The sequence below is a fragment of the Alteromonas sp. 14N.309.X.WAT.G.H12 genome, from assembly GCF_036697315.1.
GTDB lineage: Bacteria > Pseudomonadota > Gammaproteobacteria > Enterobacterales > Alteromonadaceae > Alteromonas.
Genome location: NZ_JBAHZB010000033.1, coordinates 1 through 21,407, shown reverse-complemented (window position 1 = coordinate 21,407; position 21,407 = coordinate 1). Strand labels below are relative to the sequence as shown.

The following is a 21,407-nucleotide window of genomic DNA, read 5'->3' as shown; positions in this document are numbered from 1 at the left end:
CATGTCGGCAAAATTTATCGTCATTGAAGGCTTAGAAGGTGCGGGTAAAAGCTCCGTCATCAGTGTTGTTAGAGAGTTTATTCGCCAACTGGGGCAACAGTGTATTTGTACCCGGGAACCTGGTGGTACCCCCATGGCGGAAGCCATTCGGGAGTGTGTAAAGGGCGATTGGCAGGAGTCTATTGCCGAAGAAACTGAATTAATGCTTATGTATGCTGCTCGGCGTCAGTTACTGGTTAATGTGATCCAGCCGGCGTTAAGTAAGGGCACATGGGTCATCGGCGACCGTCACGATATGAGTTCATTGGCGTATCAAGGCGGAGGCCGGGGTATCCGTTATGACAAAATTGCCCCATTGCGTGATTTATGCCTACAAGTGTTCCAGCCCGATCTCACCTTGTACCTTGATGTGGATCCAGAGGAAGGCCTTAAACGGGCCAGAGGGCGAGGGGAGTTGGATCGTATAGAACGTTCCGGTTTGGCGTTTTTTGAGCGTACCCGAGCCCGTTATCTTGAATTGGCCAATCATGATACGTCTGTTTTTGTTATCGATGCCATGCAACCCATGGCTGAGGTACACCGTAAAGTGAAAGAAACCTTACAGGTGCAGGTAGCATGATTTTACCCTGGTTGGAACAGTCCTTTTTTCAATTCACCAAACGTAGCCTAGAGGGCAATCTGCATCATGCCCTGTTATTAAGTGGGCCGGCGGGGTTGGGAAAGCAAATACTGGCTGAAACCTTGGCTGATGTTATTTTGTGTCGGCAACTGACCGCACAGGGGGCATGTGGCCACTGTCAGAGTTGTCAGCTGGTTAAAGCGGGCAGTCATCCTGATTTTTATCGCTTGACGTCTGAAAAGCAATTGGGGGTCGATAAGATCAGGGAAGGGATAGGCAAACTTAACGGCACTGCCCAGTTAAGTCATAATAAAGTACTTGTTATCCCCCATGCAGACACTATGACTGAGGCAGCATCCAATGCGTTGCTTAAAACATTGGAAGAGCCTACCAAAAATACATTTATTATATTAATCACGAATAAGAAAACGGCGCTGTTACCAACCATATTAAGCCGCTGTGAAAAACACACCTTTGGACTTCCTTCTATTGCGGTAACGCGCCATTGGTTGCAGGAACAAGGGTATGATGGTGTGTCTGATGGCTACGCAAAAGCGTATGGCTATGCGCCTTTAATCATCCGCGACAGTTTAAGTGAGGCCGACGAAGGTCTTTCCTATGATGAGTTTACCCAAGGGCTTACCGGCCTTAAGCAGGGTGCGTTATCACCTAGTGAATTGGCGTCAAAATGGCAGGATTCAGCGTTATTGGTGGTATCCTGGTTGCAAGCCGAAGCCCATCATCGATATATTGGTTCTCAGCAGGATAACGACTATCAGTTATGTGTGCGTTGCCAGAAAGCGAAAAAACACCTTCAGCATGCAGGTGTCAATAAAATCGTGATCTTATCCGGGTTACTTGACGTTTTCTCTGTAAATTGAAACAAGACAACAGGTGTATAAAGTTTGTTTGTAGATTCTCATTGCCATTTAGATCGTCTTAGTGACGAAAATGCTGATTTATCCGCTACATTGGAATTTGCCCGTAACCGCGGTGTAGAACATTTTCTTTGTGTGTGTGTGTCGGTGGAAGATTTCCACAGTATGAAAGAAAAGGTGGCTCCGTTTGCTGATGTTTCGGTATCGTGTGGTGTGCATCCATTACATCAGGAAGACGCCTGCGATTACGAAACCTTGCTGAATAAAGCGGCGGATCCCTGTGTGGTGGCAGTGGGCGAAACGGGTTTAGACTACTTCTACAGTGCAGAAACCAAAGACATTCAACGCATTTCCTTCATTGATCATATTAAAGTGGCTAATGTGTTGAATAAGCCACTGATTATTCATACCCGTGGAGCGCGCCAAGATACCCTGGATCTGTTAACACACTATAAAAAGCCGGAAACCAAAGGGGTGTTACATTGCTTTACTGAAGATCTGGACATGGCGCTCGCGGCGATTGATTTGAATTTTTATATCTCTATTTCGGGCATTGTGACCTTCAATTCGGCCAAATCCTTAAGAGAAGTTGTAAAAGCCTTACCACTGGATAAATTACTCATTGAAACCGATTCACCCTGGTTAGCACCCGTACCCCATAGAGGAAAAGAAAATCAACCTGGGTATGTGGTTGAGGTGGCCGAATTTATCGCGGATCTTAAAGGGATAAGTGTTGCAGAGCTGGCCCGGGTCACCACGGCTAATTTCTATACTTTGTTTGATCATGCAAAACCACGCCGATAACCCATCCATTCCGTGGATCCCTCGACTAATTAAAAGCCTGCAACTTTCCCGACAAAGCCCGGAAAGTCGGTATTTTCAGCTGGCCACCTGTAATGCTGAGGGCAAACCAAGTAATAGAAGTTTGGTGTTTCGCGCCATGGATGAGCTCCATGGCGCGATATTTGTTGTTTCGGATTTGCGAACGGATAAGATCGCAGATTTACGCAATAATGATCAAGGTGCCATTTGTTGGTATTTTGCCCATACTCGGGAGCAATATCGATTTGATGTAAGGGGCACCATTTTGTCATTGATTGACGATGGCAAAACGGTGGCAACCTATTGGCATAATATGTCCGAGCCAGGGAAAAAACAGTTCCTGTGGGGCGTGCCTAAAACACCAAGAGCTCACCGAGAACCTTTAAAAGCCAATCAGCAATCCAATGATCCTCCCGAACACTTCTGTGTGATTAAATTTACTGTGGAAAGGGCTGATTACCTTTGCCTAAAAGGTAATCCTCAATATCGTCACCTGTATGAAAAGCAACAAGGGGAGTGGCGCACAGCCCATGTTATCCCTTAGTGCTTTTGTATGTTAGATGATTAACAAGGACTAGAAAAAAGACTTTATGGGATGGCTGCCGCGATACAAGGCGATGATACGATCATCACTGGCCGGTGAACCTACAGCGTAACGAATCGCAGTGGCCACATCTTCTCGAGAGATCACTGCGTCGTTTCTGTGCTTCGGCATGGTATTTTGCATCATGCCGGCACCTTTTTCATCGAGTAAGGTTCCGGGGCGTAATAGGGTGTATCTAAGGCCACTGGTGATGAGGTGTTGATCGGCCATATGTTTTGCCACCAGGTAGGGCTTGATGTCAGAGGGAAGATCATCTGGCGCATCGGCACCCACAGAACTTAACATAACAAAACGCTGCGTGCCTGAACTCTTGGCGTATTCCACGGCATTTCTTGCTGCCCATAAATCAATAAGTAGGGTTTTATCTGCCCCCGTGCTACCGCCGGATCCGGCGGCAAACACCACCTGATGACAGTCGTGGAAAACATCAGAAAAGTCATCTTCTAAATCTCTTTCACATATGCTCAGGTTGTCACTATCTATGTCGCTAAGTTTACTGGCATCTCGCACTAAAGCCTTAACGGTAAACTCATTTTCGAGCAATTGTTGGGTGGCCATTTTTCCTACGTTACCGCTGGCACCTATAACTAGAACATCCGTCATGGAGCACTCCTTTTATTAAATAGAGATTTTTTGTTCGCAATAGGCGCCCAATTAGATCAATCATCGCCTTTAAGTGACGTTAAGGTGGGCTCGGTGACATAGTTAAAATAGCCAGAAGTATTAGGATCAGACTTTAGACAGGCAACATTGTTTAAACTTTTTTCCACTACCGCAAATGCATGGCTCGTTGCGCCCTTTTTTAATATAGCCAGTATCAGGGTGTAAGTCGCCCGAGTGGTATCGCCAGGCTTCATTTTCTAAGATAAATGAGGAGGTCTCGTGCAGTCGTCCAAGCTTGCCTTTTTCACTATACCAGGCTATAAATTCAACCTGTTGTGAACTGGGTAAGGCCACAATGTTTAAGGTGAGCCAAGCGGTATGGGCTGCGGCAGTACGTAGATCATCCACCGTTAAGTTGGCCCTTGATGCCAAGGTGTAGGTGGCCAGAATATAATCGTAATCTGATAACGCATAAGCGGTAAAACGTGAACGCATCAGACTTTCTGGCGTTGTTGCCGTCTTCATACCCTGTAGGATAGGTTGACAACAGGCCGAAAAGGAATGGCCGCTATTACAGTAACATTTCATGGGTGTAGAGGTCATTTAATGATGGCAAAAGTGTACACCGCAAAAATGTAGGGGGCAATGAATTACCAAGGCCCCATAACGACGTTTTTTAACGCATAGCCATTGTCATCATTAACCACCTGCAAATTAACAATGGATACGGCATAGCGATGGCACAACATACGGATCTTGTCACGCTCTTGAGCTTTCAAGGTTAAATTTTCAACATAAATTGTTTTACACTGCCCACTGGTAATGAGTTTCGCTATCCAAGTCGGCACTTCTTCTTCCGTGGGTTTTTGAATACGAATACTGTGTGGCGTGTCCTTTTTAAAGGCAACGGAATCTGCAAGTAAATAAGACCAACCCCGAGGCCGACTAAGGGAAGCCGGGGAACCTTCAAAGGCAAATGAAAGCTGAGCGACGTTATTTGAAATTTGCATAATCATTCCTGTTTGTTTGTACAGTGTATGGATATACAGTAGTTGTAAATGAAACAGGAAGCAAGTCTTTTTTGCATAAAAAAACACCGCTGTAGAAGCGGCGTTTAAATGGCTGACAGATTAGCTGTTTATTTTCAATAGTCTCAGAATACGTTGACGACTGAGTACAAGCAGGATAGCGCCTATCCAGTAAAATACCGGTGATTGCCAACCCGTCTTCAATGCCCAAGTGTAATGGAGTATGGCGAGGCCTAAGGCCAGATACACGAAATTGTGGAGGGTTTGCCATTTCCGTCCCATCTTGCGGCGTACTTTATTGACAGAGGTAATGGTCAATAAGAGTAAAATAATTAAGGCGGTAAACCCCACCATAATATAGGGTCGCTTAAGCAGTTCACTACCGATAAGGGAAAAATCGAAACCGAGCTCAAAACCGATGTAAGTTAAAAAGTGCATTAACGCATAAACAAAGACATAAATACCACTCATCCGTCGATAGGTGATCAGATCGCCACAAGGCAGCCGTTGCGCTAAGGGGGATAAGGCCAGGGTAAATAGCAATAAGTTGATTGCCATTATTCCCGTTGCGTTAAGTAGTGCTTCTACCGGATCGCCACCAAGTTGGTCGTTTATTCCGGCGTAAAATAGCCACACCAAATACCCCACGGCAAAAAAATGAAACAGGGTTTTGGTGACAATACGTTGCTTTGCTGGGATCCTAACGGGGCGATTAAACAGTTTTTTCATCAGAATTGTTTCGTCAAATCCATATTGGCATAAAGCGGGGCCACTTCCGAATATCCGTTAAACAGTTGCGTTGGGATGCGGGTTTGCTTGAATAATCCTCCACGGGTTATGCGACGCTCTGAGGCCTGGCTCCACCGAGGATGATCCACATTAGGGTTAACGTTGGCATAAAAGCCGTATTCTTGTTTAGCCAGTTGATTCCAGGTAGTCGGCGGCTTTTTGTCCGTTAAGGTGATTTTAACAATGGATTTGATACTCTTAAATCCGTACTTCCAAGGCACAACCAAACGAATGGGCGCGCCGTTTTGTCCGGGCAGGGTTTTGCCATAAACCCCCACGGCCATCATCGTCAATGGATGGGCTGCTTCATCAAGACGCAAACCTTCTATATACGGGTAATCGAGCCCGCCGCCAACAAAGGCGTTTCTAATACCTGGCATTTGGGTTGGCGAATCTAAGGTTTCAAAGGCAACGTATTTAGCGCTAGAAAGCGGTTTTGCCATGGCAAGTAAATGACTTAACTGAAAACCTGTCCAAGGAATAACCATGGACCAGGCTTCAACGCAACGTAAACGGTAGATCCTTTCTTCTAAGGCGAATTTGGAAAATAACTCTTCGTAACCTAGGGTGATGGGGTTTTCTACCATGCCGTCAATGGAAAGGGTCCAAGGGTCCACTTTAAAGTTCTGTGCGTTTTTGGCCGGATCTTCTTTTCCCGTCCCAAATTCATAGAAGTTATTAAATTGGGTGACTTTTTCATAGGGCGTTAGGGTTTCATCCTGCCCCCATGTGGTGTTCTGTTTAAAATCCAGAGGGCGGGGGGCTGACACGGCCGTTTCCTCATCGTCACTGAACCAACCAAAGGCGTTGGCACCACCACTTAATAACGCCCCCGTACCTAAAAAGCCCATTTGTTTTAGAAGCTTGCGGCGTTGTGTATATATCGTCTCGTCAGTAACGTCGTTATCTTTTAGCACCACAGTAGGGGTAAATCGCCTAGTCATAATTCGCCTTGTCCGCATTCTCTATACAGTAATTAAAACAGACCCCGCAAAAGGAGGAAAAATTTCACGCTTATAGAGAATAGGTGCAAAAACACAAAAGCAGGGGATTAATTTGCCCCAGGATCTCCCCCATTGCCGGGGCCGTACTCCCTTGTGTTTTTATCGGGTTACATCAAACCATCAAAATGTGCGGTTTGTTTAGGCGTAAAAAGGGTAGCATAGAGTCTTGATGCAAATTCATCGGTCATACCCGAGATATAATCGGCAATGACCCGGTAGCCATTATTTTGTTGCTCGGCTCGTTGCCAACGAATGCGGGTGTTTTCCGGCAGTAGTCGCTGGGGTTCGGCGCTAAAGGCTTCAAAAAGCTCCATAACAATTTGCTGACCCTTATACTCGAGTAATTGTACTTCGGGTTTTTTGATCACTTTTTGTAATACAAAATCTTTGAACATCCCTAATGCTTTTCCGTGCTCTTCTGGCATAACAGCCTGATAACGCAGTAACGGGTGGGTGAAATGGGGAATTTCTGCAATGGTAATGGCGGTAATAAAACAATTCACCAGAGCACCAATGGCATTTTTACGTTCATGGTGCTGATCGCTAAATAACCGCTCGGTGAGGGCTTCAATAGATGCAGATAGCCAAGGCACAGAGCGAGACTGTAAGGGGGATGTGATCGCCCCTTCAAAATCCTGTTTGCTGACCATTTTCATGACAATGGCATCTTCAAGATCATGGATCCCATAGGCAATATCATCAGCCAGTTCCATAATTGAGCAATCGAAGGACTTAAAACGGGTTTTACTGTGTTTATCCTCTGCTTGCTGATAGTGCATAAACTGGGCTTTGTCGCTGGCGTTTAACGGGCTAAGCAGCCAGTCAAAAAGGGGGGCATCACAGCGATACAGACCTTTGGGTGGGTGCCAATGAGAGGCCTGTAATTGTCTTGGCGAAGCCGGGCGGGTACCAACACATGCTGGATTGGTAAGGGCATCAATAAAATTAGGGTATTTGACCAAGCCAAGAATGCAGCGACGACAGAGGTTCATACCGTGATCTTGGGTATAAGGCTCTAACAGACAAATAATGCGGAATGTCTGTGCATTGCCTTCAAATCCACCATGGTCATGCATCATATAATTGAGGGCGATTTCTCCGCCGTGACCAAAAGGCGGATGGCCGATATCATGCGCTAAACACAGCGTTTCAATGAGGTTAGCGTCCAGTTGGAGTAAGTGAGTTTGGTGGGGATATTTGCCTTGTAACTGTGCGGTTATACCAGTGCCGATTTGTGCGGCTTCTAACGAGTGGGTGAGCCGGGTACGATAAAAGTCGCTTAAGCCAACGCCGAGCACCTGAGTTTTGGCTTGTAATCGGCGAAAGGCCGCAGAATGTAACACCCGTGCCTTGTCCCGTTGATAGGGATTACGGTGGTCGCCATCACGACTTTGATTTCGGGGTAAGCGTCTGGCATGCCATGCAGATTGGTCAAATTCAGTTTGGGGCTTATCCACGGATTTCTCTCTTTTTTTAGGTGTCCTGTTGGGATAGTTCATCCACGCTTACAAGACAATTATCAGCAAAGGTATCTAGAAGATACTGAACTTCGGGTAAGGTTTCTTTAAAGTGCGCCAGCATTTTGTCCAACCTATGTTTTACCGGCACAAACTCTCGGTTGCCAAGTTGGATCTCATCGCATGCCTTTAAATAGGCAGATATTAGATCAGCGGCTTTCACTACGGCTTTATAGTCAGGATCAACATTCGACTGAACCAATAGGTTAGCAAAATGTTTTTGTAAAGGGGCCGGTAGTGAGGACAGGCACTCCCGCTCAGAGATTTCCTCAAGTTTCTTAAATTCCCGGGTAATGTGAGGGTTATGGTATTTCGTCACGTGGTTAATATCAGATAACTTGGTTTCTGATACTTCATGGTACAAGGCCATCGTTGCGGCTTTTTCCGGATTTAACGTGCCGGAGAAATATTCATTACGGATAACCGCCAGTAGATGAGCAATCACCGCCACCTGATGAGAATGTTCGGCGATATTTTCCCGCTTTACGGTATGCATCAATGCCCACCGCTTTATCAACGGCATGCGTATGATCCAGGCAAGAAAGGTACTTTTCGAACCTGTCATTGGACTGTCCTTTTTGCCTGAGATCCTGCGACCTTAAGCATGTTGATTGTAATACTGAAAAAAGTTGCCGATACGGGTGATCGCGGGCTTTAAAATATCCACATGAGGAAGGAATACCAGCCTAAAGTAGCAGCCATCATTTAAATTAAATGCACGGCCATGTACCAATAGAATCTTTTCTTCGTTAAGCAAATCGAAAATCATTTGCTCATCATTGGTAATATTAAATTTACTGGCATCCACACTGGCAAAACAATACATGGCCCCCTTGGGTTTAACGCAATGTATTCCTGGGATACTGTTAAGCATATCAGAGGTTACATCCCGCTGTTGTTTAAGCCGGCCTCCATCGGTGACTAAATCGTTTATACTCTGGTATCCACCTAAGGCCGTTTGAATGGCACTTTGACAAGGTACATTGGCACACATTCGCATGGAGGAAAGCATGTTTAAGCCTTCAATATAATCTTTGGCGATGCGTTTATTGCCGCTTACCACTAACCAGCCTGAACGGAAACCCGCCACGCGATAGTTTTTCGACAGCCCACCTAAGGTGACACAAAAGACATCATCGGTTAACGACGCGATACAGGTATGTTTGTATCCATCATAAAGAATTTTGTCATAAATCTCGTCAGAGAAAATGACCAAACCATGTTCTTTGGCCACATCCACAATCTGTTGCAGTAAGGCTTTATCGTATACCGCACCGGTGGGGTTGTTGGGATTGATAATGACGATTGCGCGAGTTTTGCTGTTAATTTTACTTTTTATATCGTCGATATCAGGAAACCAGTCGGCTTGTTCATCACAGCGATAGTGTACAGGTGTACCGGATGAAAGACTTACCGCCGCAGTCCAAAGGGGATAGTCGGGGCTGGGTAACAAGACTTCATCCCCAGTATTTAACAGCGCCTGCATCGCCATCATGATCATTTCACTGACGCCGTTACCGATATAAATATCGTTAATACGAATATCGGCAATATTCATTTGTTGATAATACTGCATGACGGCTACACGTGCGGCATAGATACCGGAAGAGTCAGAATAGCCCTGGGATGTCGGCAGATTATGGATAACATCTTTGAGAATATCATCAGGGGCTTCGAAGCCAAATGGCGCGGGATTTCCAATGTTTAGTTTGAGTATGCGGTGACCCTCATCTTCCATCTTGCGTGCTTGCGCAGCAATTGGCCCCCGGATGTCATAGCATACATTATCCAGTTTATGAGAGCGTTCTACAGGTTTCATTACAGCATCTGTCTTAAATTAAGGAGACTGACAGATTAGCGCATTGACTGGGTAATTGTTAAGCCTAAATTGTTATCTTTATCATCATTTTGTGGTGATATTGCTTTTTCTTTTGCGTCTAATTGACTTCAGGGGCGGATTTTTTTGCTCATCTTCCATTTTTACCAATATGAAGGTGATATACATTTTAGTGGGTAATGACAAGATCATACCAGTGGCAACCAGACAGGCACTGATAACAATACCCGTTACGCCCATTTTTTCAATGGTAGCACTAGAGGTGTGACACCAAACACCAAGTAAAATCATACTAATGCCGGTGCACATCATGATCTTTAAGAGTTTAAGTAACGTTTTATCTGACATTATTTTGTCCTTTTTGGAATTGTCAGCATACGCCTATTTTACTGGGGCACTCTTGATATACATCAGTGAGAACGAAGAGTGAAACTTGTTTAACTGTCCAAATGCATGGTTGATCCCTTAAGTGGATATCATCTTCATGGGGTGAGTTTTTTAATTCTTGCCGGAGCCATTTTCATTGCTGCCCATTCGGCAAATTCCTGGTATGTACAGCAGTCGGATTGTCCTTTTCCATTGCCTTCTACCACGCGATAAATAAGCAGGTGTTGTTGTTTATTCTCGTGTTGTCGCTCATCAATAACCTGCCTAACAGACCAGAGTTTACCGGGTTTGTTATTGGTATAAAAAGCACCCATCTCCAGTTCAAAACCGGCAATTAACTCTTCATGGAGGAGGGCGTCAGCTAAATCAATGATGTGCTTAATTTGCTTGTCGCTGGCATCAACAACCAATTCGGAGCGGGCAATGGCTTCATGAATATGTCGCATTTTGATTTGTCGCGTGTCGGGGTGATAGCCGATACCCCGATAGCGCATAAAATATTGGGGGTAGCGTCGCCACTGGAAAAAGTTGTTAAAGCAAATAGCAATGCTAAAGAGCACCACACAGTTAATTAAGGTTGGGCAGATCACATAGCCGTATTCAAGTTCTGCAATACCTGGCCCACCAATAACCGCCGCCAACGCCGTAGCTCCGCCAGGGGGATGCAGAGAGCGGGAGAGATGCATAATGAGTATTGAAGATGCCACAGCCACCGGCGCGGCCAATAAAATATTGTCAATAAAGAGTGCGCAGGTGACGCCCACCGCGGCAGAGAGTAAGTTTCCGACGAAAAATGCCCAAGGGGTTGAGAGTTGTCCGTGGGGCACGGCGAAAAGCAACACCGTGGATGCCCCCATTGACGGTAAGATCGCCAGTGAACCTTGGGTATCGGTCAGTAGTGTTGTGATATAAAACGAACAAAAAATGGCCATCATGCCACCGACGGTAGAGATAACCTTTTCTGAGGTTACAACATGGCTTTGAACGCCCAAAATGCGGTGTACGGTTTGTAGATTGATAAATTTAAATTTCATGATGGATAAATTAACTATTTGATTAATATGATATTAGGTGATTATGGCTATGTATGTTCGTGGTTACGCGGGTATTTGCTTTGATCGCGCTTATGAAAATGGACGGCAGATACTATATGACGGTTTGTTAACGTCATAGTCTGTTTTGCTATATTTCATTCTACTTTGTCACTGTACATAAGGTAGGGGTTTATGTTGTGTTTTTCGGTGTTTGCCATATTTAATTGGGCTATTAGATTAAATTCGGTATAAAAAACTGTGTTTACAGGTTGTTATTTTTTTTACAAACATTACTATTTAATCATGACTTTGAGGATGCCATGATTAATTACTGCAAATTAATTAAGAGTATTTTACTCACCCTACCCAATTAAGCCGAGCGTAGCTATACGTTCGGCTGCTTCTTATTATTTAAAATAATATAAAACTCATTTAGTCACTCCGCTGACTTTCTATCGTTTATAAATATTGTGATTTTTACTTTGAATGAAAAGTCAAAGGGGATGAGGCTGCTTGTATATAAATTTCTATGCCCTTTATTTTATTTTGAAGGAGGATGTTATGCAAAATAAACCTGATATTACAATTTCTTATGAAGATGTTTTAGAGATCGAAAAGCAATTGGAAAATATTGATTTGCCAGTAGAAGTTTACGATGCGTTAGAGGACGAGTTAGCCCGAGCTAACGTGGTGGAGGCCAAAGATCTCCCTAAAAATGTGATTTCCATTGGTTCTCAAGTCACATTCAAAATCGTTAAGAATGATCAGTGTTTTACTAAAACATTGTGTTTACCGTTTGATATGGATAAATACCCAGACAGCATTTCTGTTTTTGCTCCAATAGGCTCAGCGTTACTTGGTCTTAAGAGCGGACAAAAGATTAGTTGGATGACCCAAAATGGTAAACAAGAAATTAGTATTCTTAATGTGAAACAAAAAGTTAATTATTTTTTCTGTACGTAAAAAGTGAAATGTTGGATTTAATGGTAATGCTATGAATTATATAAACAATACCTTGTTGAGTTTGAGAGCGAGTAGTCCTGCTCAGGATGAGTTTTACCAAGCCGTTGAAGAAGTTTTATGTTCTTTAGCGCCGGTGTTGGAATCGAATCGTCTATACCAACAACAGGCTATTATCCAACGTATCGTGGAGCCGGAACGTCAAATATTTTTCCGCGTGCCTTGGGTGGATGACAAGGGCAATATTCAGGTAAATAAAGGGTATCGCATCGAGTTTAACTCGGCACTGGGGCCCTATAAGGGCGGTTTACGCTTTCATCCATCGGTGAATGCCAGTGTTATCAAGTTTCTGGGGTTCGAGCAAATATTCAAAAATGCCCTTACCGGGTTGCCTATCGGTGCGGGTAAAGGCGGCGCTAATTTCGATCCAAAAGGCAAATCTGATAATGAAATCATGAGGTTTTGTCAGTCCTTTATGACCGAATTATATCGTCATGTGGGCCCCAATACGGATGTGCCGGCGGGTGATATTGGTGTTGGCGCTCGTGAGATAGGCTATTTATTTGGGCAATATAAGCGCTTAACAGGCCGGTATGAAGGGGTTTTAACTGGCAAGGGATTGTTGTGGGGCGGTTCGCTAGTACGAAAAGAAGCCACGGGATACGGCACCGTCTATTTTGCCGATTACATGCTAAATGATCGCAAAGAAAACTTGCAGGGGCAAACCTGTCTGGTTTCCGGCGCTGGCAATGTGGCGATCTATGCCATGGAAAAGTTATATCAACTTGGTGCAATTCCCGTTGGTTGTTGCGATTCATCGGGCACCTTGTACCATCAAGGAGGTATTGATTTAACCTTAATTAAAACCTTAAAAGAGGACAAACGGGTGAGTCTGGCCGAGTATCTTCATACCCATCCCTCGGCCATATATACGCCGGTAGCCGATTACCCCACGGGACAACACGCGCTTTGGCAATATACGGCTGATGCGGCCTTTCCTTGTGCCACCCAAAATGAAATCACCAAAACGGATGCAGAAACCTTGATTGCCAATGGGTGTAAGCTGGTCAGTGAAGGGGCCAATATGGCATCGACTCAAGACGCGGTTGAATGCTTTATCGATTCTGGTATTGCCTATGGGCCGGGAAAGGCGGCTAATGCTGGCGGGGTGGCCACTAGCCAATTGGAAATGGCGCAAAATGCCAGTATGCAGCGTTGGACTTTTGAGGATGTGGATAAGCAACTTATGCGTATCAGTAAAAGTATCTACCAGCAGGCCAGCGAAACGGCAAGGACGTTTGGGCAACCTAATAATTTAGTTTTAGGGGCCAATATAGCCGCATTTAAACGTGTTGCCGATGCAATGATTGAGCAGGGCGTTGTCTAACGTCCTTATTGAGGCTTTGCTTGTTGTGGGTTACTCGGTGTGATGGGACAAACTGTTCCTTTGTCCGGTGTGCACTTTTCATTAACAGCCTATAGTGATCCTCTGTAAAAGGAGGATGGTGATGAAATATACCTGTGTTGCACTGTTATTCATTTTCTTTACCCAAGCCCACGCCCAATTCATCGATGAAGGGGATCCCCACCGGGTTATTGAGCAACAGCAATTGGCAGAAACCTATCGGCCAGGTATCGACATTGGCGATTATCTCATTAGCGAGAAACTCGACGGGATCCGCGGGCGTTGGACCGGCGACAGGCTTATCAGTCGCAATGGCAATCCAATTAGTGCGCCTAAATGGTTTACCCAAAATTGGCCAAGTTATCCCATGGATGGCGAGTTATGGACAAAGCGCAACGACTTTGAACAAATTGCCTCCATTGTTATGAGCACGAAAGGAGATGAACGATGGCACACCGTTACCTTCATGATATTTGATTTACCGATTAAGAATAAACCCTTTATACAGCGTTATCACCTTATGCAAGAGCTGGTTGCAAGGGCACAGAGTCCGTATTTACGCGTTATTCCTCAATACCCTTTGCAATCAAATTTGGCACTTCAGGAAAGACTAACCGAGGTGACGGCGGCTGGCGGTGAAGGCTTGATGCTGCACTTAAAGCAGGGTTACTACCAAAATGGAAGAAGCAAGCATTTGCTTAAACTCAAGCAATTTAATGATGATGAGGCACAGGTTTTAGCCATTGTTGAAGGCAAGGGGAAGTATGCCGGTATGATGGGCTCAATGGTGGTACAAACGAAAGCCGGGATAAAATTTAAAATTGGCTCCGGTTTTAGTGATACCCAGCGGCGTCACCCGCCGGCCATTGGCAGTTGGATCACCTTTAAATATTACGGGTATACGAAAAAAGGGATCCCTCGTTTTGCCACCTTTATGCGTATGCGGCCAAATGAAGATAACCCTGCCTTGCAATAAGACATCATAAGGGGAAAACGGGTGTTTTTCCGCCCTCGCAGATGTAGAAAACTTTCCTTGAGTGTAATTTTATTACATAAATACGCAGTTTTTGCCAACGACGCTTGTTAAAAAAAACAACTAAAGAACAAAAAACGATCAATTTTAGCCCCGTCATTTAGACTATATTTAAGCTTAATTAAGTTTATGTAGATGCTTTGGTTATATAGAAGATTACCTAATTCAATTAAAACAATGGCTTAATAAGTTATCAGCTAATTAACAAGTGTATTTACCTAGCCTTTACGCACCTGAAACAATAATACAACAGCATTTTCTTTCATTTTATAGCATAACTATAGGCGTCGATTGAGCACGGGTTCATCGAAATAAGTAAAGTTCGCCAAAACTTGTTGAGGAAATGATGATGAAAGCACTAACTAAAACCCTTATTGCGACACTTGCTGCCGCAGCCACAATCGCACCTGTTACAGCAAAAGAATTCCGTTTTATTGGAGATACTCAATATGCGGGTTTTTGTAAAGCCGTTGCTACTGATGATGTTCGTGCGCTTCGTGCCAATTTAAGCCGCAACGTAGGTCGTATTGCTGCGACCGAGCGTGAAGTATTACGCATGTTAACTGCAGATGATGGTTTAACCTGTAATGGTGAAAACCTGATTAACTTTTCTGTGCAACGAGATGCATCTGCCGTACATGACTTCTTAACCGCACGTCTATAAACGTGGGGTGTTTTGTATACCGGGTCGTCGCTGTTTTTCATGTGGTAGCGCCGCCCGGTTCCATGCAAAATAAAGGTTTAAATCCAGCGCTCAATTCGCGTTTTACTACGGATCACCAGCTGTTGAAAGTGGAAGCGTAGTTTAAGCAATGCTACGTAGGTCAGTGGGACCAAAATGAGACTGGTTAACGTAGAAAATAGCAAGCCGCCAATAATCGCAATGGCCATTGGTGCATAGGTAGGGCCGTCGCCTCCTACTCGTGTAGTTCCTATTGCCAGTGGAATTAATCCCAGTACCGTTGTGGCCACTGTCATTAAGACTGGGCGTATTCGTGTCATACATCCCTGTTTGACTGCATCATATAAACGTACACCTTCATTCACTAACTGGTTAATTCTGTCAACCAGTACAATGCCGTTGTTCACCACAATACCCATTAAGATCAGCATGCCAATCATGCCCATTATCGACATGGCTGTATTGGTTAGCCAAAAGGCCCAAAAAACCCCGGTGAAGGAAAAGAGTAGTGAAGTGATCACTGCTGTAGGTAATAGCAGGGATTCAAACAAGGCGGCCATGACGATATAAATCATGGCGATGGCCAGTAACATGTTTAATTGCATGACGCCAAAGGCTTCATCTTGCCGTTGGAAACTTCCGTCGAGGGTCCAGGTATATCCTGCGGGAAGGGAAACATACGCCATGGCTTGTTGCAGTCGCTCTTGCGCCTGCTCAACGGTTACGCCCTCTTGCAGGTTGCCGCCAATGGATAACGCGGTTTGACGATAAACCCGTTTGATCTCTGATAACTGGGGAACCACGGTGATGTTCGCCACCATTCCCAAAGTAATTTGACGTTGGTTTACCTGCCCAATGGGTAAATTTTTAAGGGCTTTTAATGATCCTTGGGTGGTTTCCCCGTACATCAGACGTACGGCAATTTCGCCGGCATCGCCATAGCGAAACGTACGCAAATTGCTTCCCCGCAATGCCGTACTCATAAGATTGGCAATATTGTCCGGTTTTATTCCTAAGCGCCAGGCGTTGTCTTTGTTAACGGTGATTTGGTATTCAAATTTATCGGCGCCCATGTCTATTTTTACATCTTCTAGGCCGTCAATACGGGCAATCATAGGCAGAATACCTTCGGCCAATTGGCGCAAACGTAAAGATGACTCGCCGAGTAACGTCAGGCGAATGCCACCGCCATTTCCACTTTCCCACTGAAATGATGGTCGAGCGCGAACAAAGGGTGGCATGTTTTCACGTATACGGTCTTTTATTTCATCAAGGGTAACGGGTAACTCATCTTCTAAGGTAATGCCAGATATTGCATGGCCAGGCTCAAAATAGGAATAGACCTGTTTGATATGAAATTCAGCTTTATGTTCGTAAAGGTAGGCTTCCATTTTATTCACAGCTTTTTCGACTTCATCTAATCCGTAGTATTGGGTGATGTGGTAATCGAGCCATAATCGGCTGTCCCCACTGCCTTCATCATCACCACTGATTTCACCGAGTGGAAACGCGGTACTACCTAGAATACACAGGGCAATCATACCGGTGATTTTTTGATGATGTAGTGCCCAGTCGAGTATGTGTCCATATTTTTTGATATAGGGAGATTGGGATTTGTTTTGGGTTTTTGGGAGGGAAATTTTGGATACCAGCAACGGGATCAGGGTTTGTGCCAGAAACAAAGACGCGAACAAGGAAATGCAGATAGCAATCGCCACATGCTCAAGAAAAACAGTAACGTCAATTTTCACACCGACAATGTTGGGCAAAAATACGATGGCGGTGGTGGCAGTACCGGCAATAACGGCTAAGCTCACCCGGCTTATACCGGTTTGCGTCGCCCGTACCGAATTGGGATCAGTGCGCCGCGCTTGAATAATGCTTTCTGTGACAACCACCGCATTGTCAACGAGCATACCTACGGCCAACATTAATCCCATTAATGAAAGTATGTTTAGTGAATACCCCATCAAATACATGACGCCTAATGTGATACAGATGGAGAAGGGGACTGATAAAACAACAATAAAGGTGGTGGTCAATTGTCTTAGGAATAGATACAGTACGCCCACCGACAACAATGCCCCAAGAAGTCCTGCGGTTATCAGATCGCCAAGGGAAGAACTGACGCTCTTAGCGGTATCATTCATAACAAATAGATTAATGCCGTTAAATTCCGGATCGGATTGGACATTATTGATTACCGCCATGACCTTATCGGCGACCTTAACTAAATTGCTGCCTGATTCACGATAGATGTTAAATCCCACTGCATAGGTGCGATCAAGGTGACGGCCTTCCGTGCGCTGAGGCGTTTCGTAACGAATAGTGGCAATGTCTTTTAGTCGCACACCTTCTCTAACCAGTATATTTTCAAACGCTTTGATGTCGGTAAATTCACCCATCGGGTTAACAATGATTTTTTCCTTGGTCGCCAAGACACCCGCGGTGGCTGAAAAATTCGCCGATTGCAGTGTTTCATTCAATGCCCGGGTATCAATATGTAAAGCTGCTATTTTTTCCGGTAGCAAGCGAATAATGATCTGCTTTTTTAATACGCCATAGAGTTCCACTTTTGACACACCGGGAACCCGTTCTAATGGCCGTTTTAAATTACGTTCCAGTAAATCATAGGCGTTGCTTAGGTCGCGATCGCTGGATACCCGTAGTTGAAATACCGGCATATCATTCGTGTTGAATTTATATACCAGTACCCGTTCCACATCGTCGGGCAGATCTTGGAAGATGGCATCGATTTTTTCGCGAGCTTCAATACTTTTCGCTTTGATATTTTCATCCCAGTCGAATTCGATAAAAACTTGTGCGCGATTTTCGTAGGAGGTGGCCTGTATGCGTTTGATCCCTGACATGGTCGCCAGCACTTCTTCCACCGGCCGGGTAATCATTCTTTCTATTTGTGTGGGCGTGCCGTCTTGATAGGGTATTTCAACCACAATTTGGGGAATATCAATACCAGGAAATTTTTCCAAAGGTAATAAGCGCCCGGCAACAAGACCAAACAGCAACATGGATATAAAACACATGCCTACGGTGACAGGATGATTAAGGGCAAAACGGGCGATTGCGGCACCGCTCGGTGACGGTGAATCAGTCATTATACTGCTCCTTTGGATGTACCGTTGGCAATGCTGGCGCCATTAGCCTAAAGCGTTTGGTGTCGAACAGGCTGTAAAGAACGGGGATCAGGATCAACGTAAGTATGGTGGCAAAGAGCAAACCAAAAATGACCGTAATGGCCATGGGGGTTCTGACTTCTGCGCCATCACCAAAGCCAACCGCCATGGGAAATAAGCCTAGTACGGTGGTAAGCGTGGTCATCACAATGGGGCGCAATCGACTATTGCCCGCTTCTATAATGGCTTCTTGTTTGCGATATCCTTTTTCCCGTAATTGATTAATACGATCGACCAAGACAATGGCGTTATTCACCACGATGCCGCACAACATGATAAGACCGATAAACACCACCACAGAGATAGGTGTATTGGTGATCCACAATCCAAATACGGAACCGGCACCGGCTAAGGGAACAGCAAATAAAATCAGCAGGGGATGAAGTAGGGATTCAAATTGGGATGCCATCACCAGATATACCATAAAAATAGCCAACATTAATGCCAGTTGTAGGGAGGCAAAACTTTCTTCCATATCTTCGTTTTGCCCTGCAATCTGCGCTTTTATGGAAACGGGCAGGGAAATGGCGTTAATCTGCTTCTGTGCGTCTGCTATGGCATCGGCCAAATCGCCGAAGGCCAGATTCGCTTCCACTAATACCACACGCTGCTGGTTAACCCGTGTGATTTCCCTTGGCCCGGTACTCATGTAGACATCTGCCACCGCACTTAATGGAACGCCTATGTCGCTGGTAGGGTTAATAATGATATTAGCGACATCGGTAATGTTATCCCTTAGATGTCGCTGATTTCTGACTAATACATCCACTTTTTTGTCATTGATATTCAACTGGGTCGCCACCTGTCCGCCGACTTGTGCCGCAACCACGTCAGAGACGTGTTTAGCGTTTAAACCCAAGCGGGCTAAACGCGCATCGTTAAAGCGAATTTTCAATTCAGGATTTCCGGTTTGCACCGTTGAGGTGACATCGTTAAATCGTGGGTCGCTTTCCAATAAGGTGAGTAGTTTTTGGCTATATAGCTGTAGTTGGGTTAAATCAAAACCTTGTAACTGGATTTGTAACGGAGGGGCAAAACTAAACAATTCAGGCTCACCAAACTGGAACTGAACCCCTGCTTGTTGTTGTAAAAATGTGCGCAGGGCGTGCTTAACGTCAACAAATTCACCATTAAGATGATCAGAAACCATAACCACATTAAGTTGTCCCCAATGATCGCCGCCTTGGGAAGGGGCTGCGCTAAGCAAACTGCCTGTGCCCGCTAGCGAATAGGTGCGTTTAACGGTATCAAAATTGCCTGCCACTTGGGCTAAGGCCTTTAAAAGTTTGTCTGTTTCGGTTACGCGTGACCCTGCAGGAAGGGTGATTTCAACATTAAATTCGCCCTGGGACATCCGGGGTATCAGTGTCATACCCAGACGGGGAACTAAAAGACTACAGAGGACGGTGATGGCGACGGCGAACAACAACACCGCCACACGATGGGAAAGGGCAGCCTGCAACAATGCGTTATAGAGACGTTGTAGCCATGAAAAGCCCACGCCGACCATGGCACAAAGGGGAGAAAACGCCGCTTTCCCTATTTTTGTAATTATTTTATGTATGACCAGTAGCAGAGTAACGAATAATGCCGGACAAAATACAAACAGTAATCGCAGAGGAAAGAAAAGTATTTTCAGTATGATTGCAAACGCTGATCCTGTTGATTGGGATTTGGCAGAAGAGGCAAAGGTTTCTTCATGGTGCAATGCCTTTTTGGGTGCGCGAGCGGCTAAGGCGGGGATCACGGTAAGTGCCACTATTAACGAGGTTGCAAGGGCAAAGGAAACCGTGATGGCTTGATCGCTAAACAATTGACCTGCTACCCCTTCAACGAAGATAAGGGGAACAAAAACAGCCATGGTTGTGAGTGTGGAAGCCACAATAGCGCCGGCTACTTCTTTGGTTCCGTTGCTGGCGGATTCGGCATGGGTTGCCGAGAGGGTATTGCGGTGGCGATGGATATTTTCCAGCACCACAATGCTGTTATCAACCAGTAAGCCCACTGCCAAGGCAATACCGCCTAAGCTCATTATATTTAAACTAATGTCATTGCCGTACATCAAATTAAAGGTAGCGATCACGGACACGGGAATGGAAATAGATATGATCAAGGTTGTCCAGAAATTGCGTAAAAACAGATAAATCACCAACATGGACAATAAGCCGCCGATGATTGCTGACATTTTTACGTCATCGATAGCTTGCTTAATAAAAATGCTTTGATCATAAATCACATCCAAGATATAGCCGGGCTGAAGAGAGGCTTCCACCGCCTGTAAGCGGTCTGAAACCCGTTTTGCCACATCCACGGAATTGGCATCGCCTTCTTTATAAATGGCGATTTCTATACCTGATACACCGTCAAACCGAGTCACGGCATCAGGTTCTTTGTAACGGGTCGAAACTGTTGCAATATCTTGTAACTGAATATCTCGTCCTTGAAAACGGCGAATAAATGTCTTTTTAATTTCTGACACATTTTGATATTCGTTCAGTGTACGAACCAAAAAGGCTTCACTGCCGGTATCGATACGGCCACCTGCGGTGTTAACATTTTCTTCTTGTAAACGGGATATGATGAGCGCCAGACTGATCCCCACCTGACTGGCTTTTTGGGGATTGACTGCTACCTGGATCTCGTTTTCCAGTCCGCCACCTAAGCGTACTGACGCCACGCCTTCAATAGACTCAAGACGCCGTTTTATTTGCTCGTCGGCATAGAGGCGCATATTTTTTAACTGGGTGGCAGTGTCATCATTGACGCTGGTGTTGCCCCCCGGCATGGCTAATCCTAACTTCAATACCGGATCCATACTGGGGTTAAATTTAAGTAGTCGGGGTTTTTCTACATCCAAGGGTAATTGAAGTACATCCAGTTTTTCTCGGACTTCCAAACTGGCAAAGTCCATATCGGTGCCCCAGGCAAACTGGAGTATCACGTCAGATTGACCTGGCCGAGAAACGGATTTCACCGATTTGACGCCTTTGACCACACCCACCGCTTCTTCC

At 45.1% G+C, this 21,407-nt stretch carries 20 protein-coding genes; 8 read left to right on the top strand and 12 right to left on the bottom strand.

Annotated elements, in window-relative coordinates:
• Position 1 precedes the first annotated feature (1 nt).
• Genes tmk through V5298_RS10585 form a run of 4 tightly spaced genes read left to right on the top strand, consistent with a single transcriptional unit; the run spans position 2 to position 2,863 of the window.
• Positions 2-619 carry a dTMP kinase gene (gene tmk / locus V5298_RS10600; RefSeq protein ID WP_332931437.1) on the top strand — a complete coding sequence of 206 codons (618 nt, stop codon included), beginning with the start codon at positions 2-4 and terminating at the stop codon, positions 617-619.
• Positions 616-1,500, top strand: a complete 885-nt coding sequence (gene holB / locus V5298_RS10595) for a DNA polymerase III subunit delta' (RefSeq protein WP_332931436.1) — start codon at positions 616-618, stop codon at positions 1,498-1,500. Before tmk ends, holB begins: the two co-directional genes overlap by 4 nt.
• Before the next feature lie 24 nt (positions 1,501-1,524).
• Positions 1,525-2,301 (top strand): YchF/TatD family DNA exonuclease, encoded by a 777-nt coding sequence (locus V5298_RS10590; protein ID WP_332931435.1) that lies wholly within the window; start codon positions 1,525-1,527, stop codon positions 2,299-2,301.
• Positions 2,282-2,863 carry a pyridoxamine 5'-phosphate oxidase family protein gene (locus V5298_RS10585; protein WP_332931434.1) on the top strand — a complete coding sequence of 194 codons (582 nt, stop codon included), beginning with the start codon at positions 2,282-2,284 and terminating at the stop codon, positions 2,861-2,863. The genes V5298_RS10590 and V5298_RS10585 overlap by 20 nt, the downstream gene beginning before the upstream one ends.
• A gap of 30 nt (positions 2,864-2,893) precedes the next feature.
• On the opposite strand, the gene V5298_RS10580 is transcribed toward V5298_RS10585, so the two are convergent.
• The 10 genes from V5298_RS10580 to V5298_RS10535 form a co-directional block, all read right to left on the bottom strand.
• Positions 2,894-3,526 (bottom strand): SDR family oxidoreductase, encoded by a 633-nt coding sequence (locus V5298_RS10580; RefSeq protein ID WP_332931433.1) that lies wholly within the window; start codon positions 3,524-3,526, stop codon positions 2,894-2,896.
• Between the two features lie 126 nt (positions 3,527-3,652).
• Entirely contained in the window at positions 3,653-4,051 is a 399-nt protein-coding gene (locus V5298_RS10575; protein WP_332931432.1) for a YchJ family protein, read from the bottom strand.
• A gap of 125 nt (positions 4,052-4,176) precedes the next feature.
• Positions 4,177-4,536, bottom strand: coding sequence for a deoxyguanosinetriphosphate triphosphohydrolase (locus tag V5298_RS10570; RefSeq protein ID WP_332931431.1), 360 nt, complete (start codon positions 4,534-4,536; stop codon positions 4,177-4,179).
• A 120-nt stretch (positions 4,537-4,656) separates the two neighbouring features.
• Positions 4,657-5,283, bottom strand: a complete 627-nt coding sequence (locus V5298_RS10565; RefSeq protein WP_332931430.1) for a protein-methionine-sulfoxide reductase heme-binding subunit MsrQ — start codon at positions 5,281-5,283, stop codon at positions 4,657-4,659.
• Entirely contained in the window at positions 5,283-6,287 is a 1,005-nt protein-coding gene (msrP, locus tag V5298_RS10560) for a protein-methionine-sulfoxide reductase catalytic subunit MsrP (RefSeq protein ID WP_332931429.1), read from the bottom strand. The genes V5298_RS10565 and msrP overlap by 1 nt, the downstream gene beginning before the upstream one ends.
• A gap of 167 nt (positions 6,288-6,454) precedes the next feature.
• Positions 6,455-7,804: an anti-phage deoxyguanosine triphosphatase gene (locus V5298_RS10555; RefSeq protein ID WP_332931428.1), complete on the bottom strand. Its 1,350-nt coding sequence runs from the start codon at positions 7,802-7,804 to the stop codon at positions 6,455-6,457.
• Between the two features lie 16 nt (positions 7,805-7,820).
• The gene (gene yfbR / locus V5298_RS10550) at positions 7,821-8,429 is read right to left on the bottom strand and encodes a 5'-deoxynucleotidase (protein ID WP_332931427.1); all 609 of its coding nucleotides are present in this window, start codon (positions 8,427-8,429) and stop codon (positions 7,821-7,823) included.
• Between the two features lie 33 nt (positions 8,430-8,462).
• Positions 8,463-9,683, bottom strand: coding sequence for a pyridoxal phosphate-dependent aminotransferase (locus V5298_RS10545; RefSeq protein ID WP_332931426.1), 1,221 nt, complete (start codon positions 9,681-9,683; stop codon positions 8,463-8,465).
• Positions 9,684-9,767: 84 nt separating this feature from the next.
• A complete protein-coding gene (locus tag V5298_RS10540; protein ID WP_332931425.1) occupies positions 9,768-10,049 on the bottom strand; it encodes a hypothetical protein in 282 nt (93 codons plus the stop codon).
• Between the two features lie 134 nt (positions 10,050-10,183).
• Positions 10,184-11,122 (bottom strand): HPP family protein, encoded by a 939-nt coding sequence (locus V5298_RS10535; protein WP_332931424.1) that lies wholly within the window; start codon positions 11,120-11,122, stop codon positions 10,184-10,186.
• A 561-nt stretch (positions 11,123-11,683) separates the two neighbouring features.
• On the opposite strand from V5298_RS10535, the gene V5298_RS10530 reads away from it, so the two are divergent.
• The 4 genes from V5298_RS10530 (at position 11,684) to V5298_RS10515 (ending at position 15,184) form a co-directional block, all read left to right on the top strand.
• Positions 11,684-12,085, top strand: a complete 402-nt coding sequence (locus V5298_RS10530) for a GreA/GreB family elongation factor (protein WP_332931423.1) — start codon at positions 11,684-11,686, stop codon at positions 12,083-12,085.
• 31 nt (positions 12,086-12,116) lie between these two features.
• Positions 12,117-13,469 (top strand): NADP-specific glutamate dehydrogenase, encoded by a 1,353-nt coding sequence (gene gdhA, locus V5298_RS10525; RefSeq protein ID WP_332931422.1) that lies wholly within the window; start codon positions 12,117-12,119, stop codon positions 13,467-13,469.
• A gap of 121 nt (positions 13,470-13,590) precedes the next feature.
• Positions 13,591-14,463 carry a DNA ligase gene (locus tag V5298_RS10520; RefSeq protein WP_332931421.1) on the top strand — a complete coding sequence of 291 codons (873 nt, stop codon included), beginning with the start codon at positions 13,591-13,593 and terminating at the stop codon, positions 14,461-14,463.
• Between the two features lie 400 nt (positions 14,464-14,863).
• Positions 14,864-15,184 (top strand): DUF3718 domain-containing protein, encoded by a 321-nt coding sequence (locus V5298_RS10515; protein ID WP_332931420.1) that lies wholly within the window; start codon positions 14,864-14,866, stop codon positions 15,182-15,184.
• 77 nt (positions 15,185-15,261) lie between these two features.
• Here V5298_RS10515 and V5298_RS10510 read toward each other — a convergent pair whose 3' ends face one another.
• Together V5298_RS10510 and V5298_RS10505 are read right to left on the bottom strand one after the other, a co-directional pair.
• Positions 15,262-18,318, bottom strand: coding sequence for an efflux RND transporter permease subunit (locus V5298_RS10510; protein ID WP_332931419.1), 3,057 nt, complete (start codon positions 18,316-18,318; stop codon positions 15,262-15,264).
• On the bottom strand, positions 18,311-21,407 hold a 3,097-nt coding region (locus V5298_RS10505), incomplete at its 5' end, for an efflux RND transporter permease subunit (RefSeq protein ID WP_332931418.1). The genes V5298_RS10510 and V5298_RS10505, both read right to left, overlap by 8 nt.

Coding starts and splice junctions, on each gene's coding strand:
- tmk (WP_332931437.1), top strand. CDS start 2: ATGTCGGCAAAATTTATCGTCATTGAAGGCTTAGAAGGTGCGGGTAAA.
- holB (WP_332931436.1), top strand. CDS start 616: ATGATTTTACCCTGGTTGGAACAGTCCTTTTTTCAATTCACCAAACGT.
- V5298_RS10585 (WP_332931434.1), top strand. CDS start 2,282: ATGCAAAACCACGCCGATAACCCATCCATTCCGTGGATCCCTCGACTA.
- V5298_RS10580 (WP_332931433.1), bottom strand. CDS start 3,526: ATGACGGATGTTCTAGTTATAGGTGCCAGCGGTAACGTAGGAAAAATG.
- V5298_RS10575 (WP_332931432.1), bottom strand. CDS start 4,051: ATGAAGACGGCAACAACGCCAGAAAGTCTGATGCGTTCACGTTTTACC.
- V5298_RS10570 (WP_332931431.1), bottom strand. CDS start 4,536: ATGCAAATTTCAAATAACGTCGCTCAGCTTTCATTTGCCTTTGAAGGT.
- V5298_RS10565 (WP_332931430.1), bottom strand. CDS start 5,283: ATGAAAAAACTGTTTAATCGCCCCGTTAGGATCCCAGCAAAGCAACGT.
- msrP (WP_332931429.1), bottom strand. CDS start 6,287: ATGACTAGGCGATTTACCCCTACTGTGGTGCTAAAAGATAACGACGTT.
- yfbR (WP_332931427.1), bottom strand. CDS start 8,429: ATGACAGGTTCGAAAAGTACCTTTCTTGCCTGGATCATACGCATGCCG.
- V5298_RS10545 (WP_332931426.1), bottom strand. CDS start 9,683: ATGAAACCTGTAGAACGCTCTCATAAACTGGATAATGTATGCTATGAC.
- V5298_RS10540 (WP_332931425.1), bottom strand. CDS start 10,049: ATGTCAGATAAAACGTTACTTAAACTCTTAAAGATCATGATGTGCACC.
- V5298_RS10535 (WP_332931424.1), bottom strand. CDS start 11,122: ATGAAATTTAAATTTATCAATCTACAAACCGTACACCGCATTTTGGGC.
- V5298_RS10530 (WP_332931423.1), top strand. CDS start 11,684: ATGCAAAATAAACCTGATATTACAATTTCTTATGAAGATGTTTTAGAG.
- gdhA (WP_332931422.1), top strand. CDS start 12,117: ATGAATTATATAAACAATACCTTGTTGAGTTTGAGAGCGAGTAGTCCT.
- V5298_RS10520 (WP_332931421.1), top strand. CDS start 13,591: ATGAAATATACCTGTGTTGCACTGTTATTCATTTTCTTTACCCAAGCC.
- V5298_RS10515 (WP_332931420.1), top strand. CDS start 14,864: ATGATGATGAAAGCACTAACTAAAACCCTTATTGCGACACTTGCTGCC.
- V5298_RS10510 (WP_332931419.1), bottom strand. CDS start 18,318: ATGACTGATTCACCGTCACCGAGCGGTGCCGCAATCGCCCGTTTTGCC.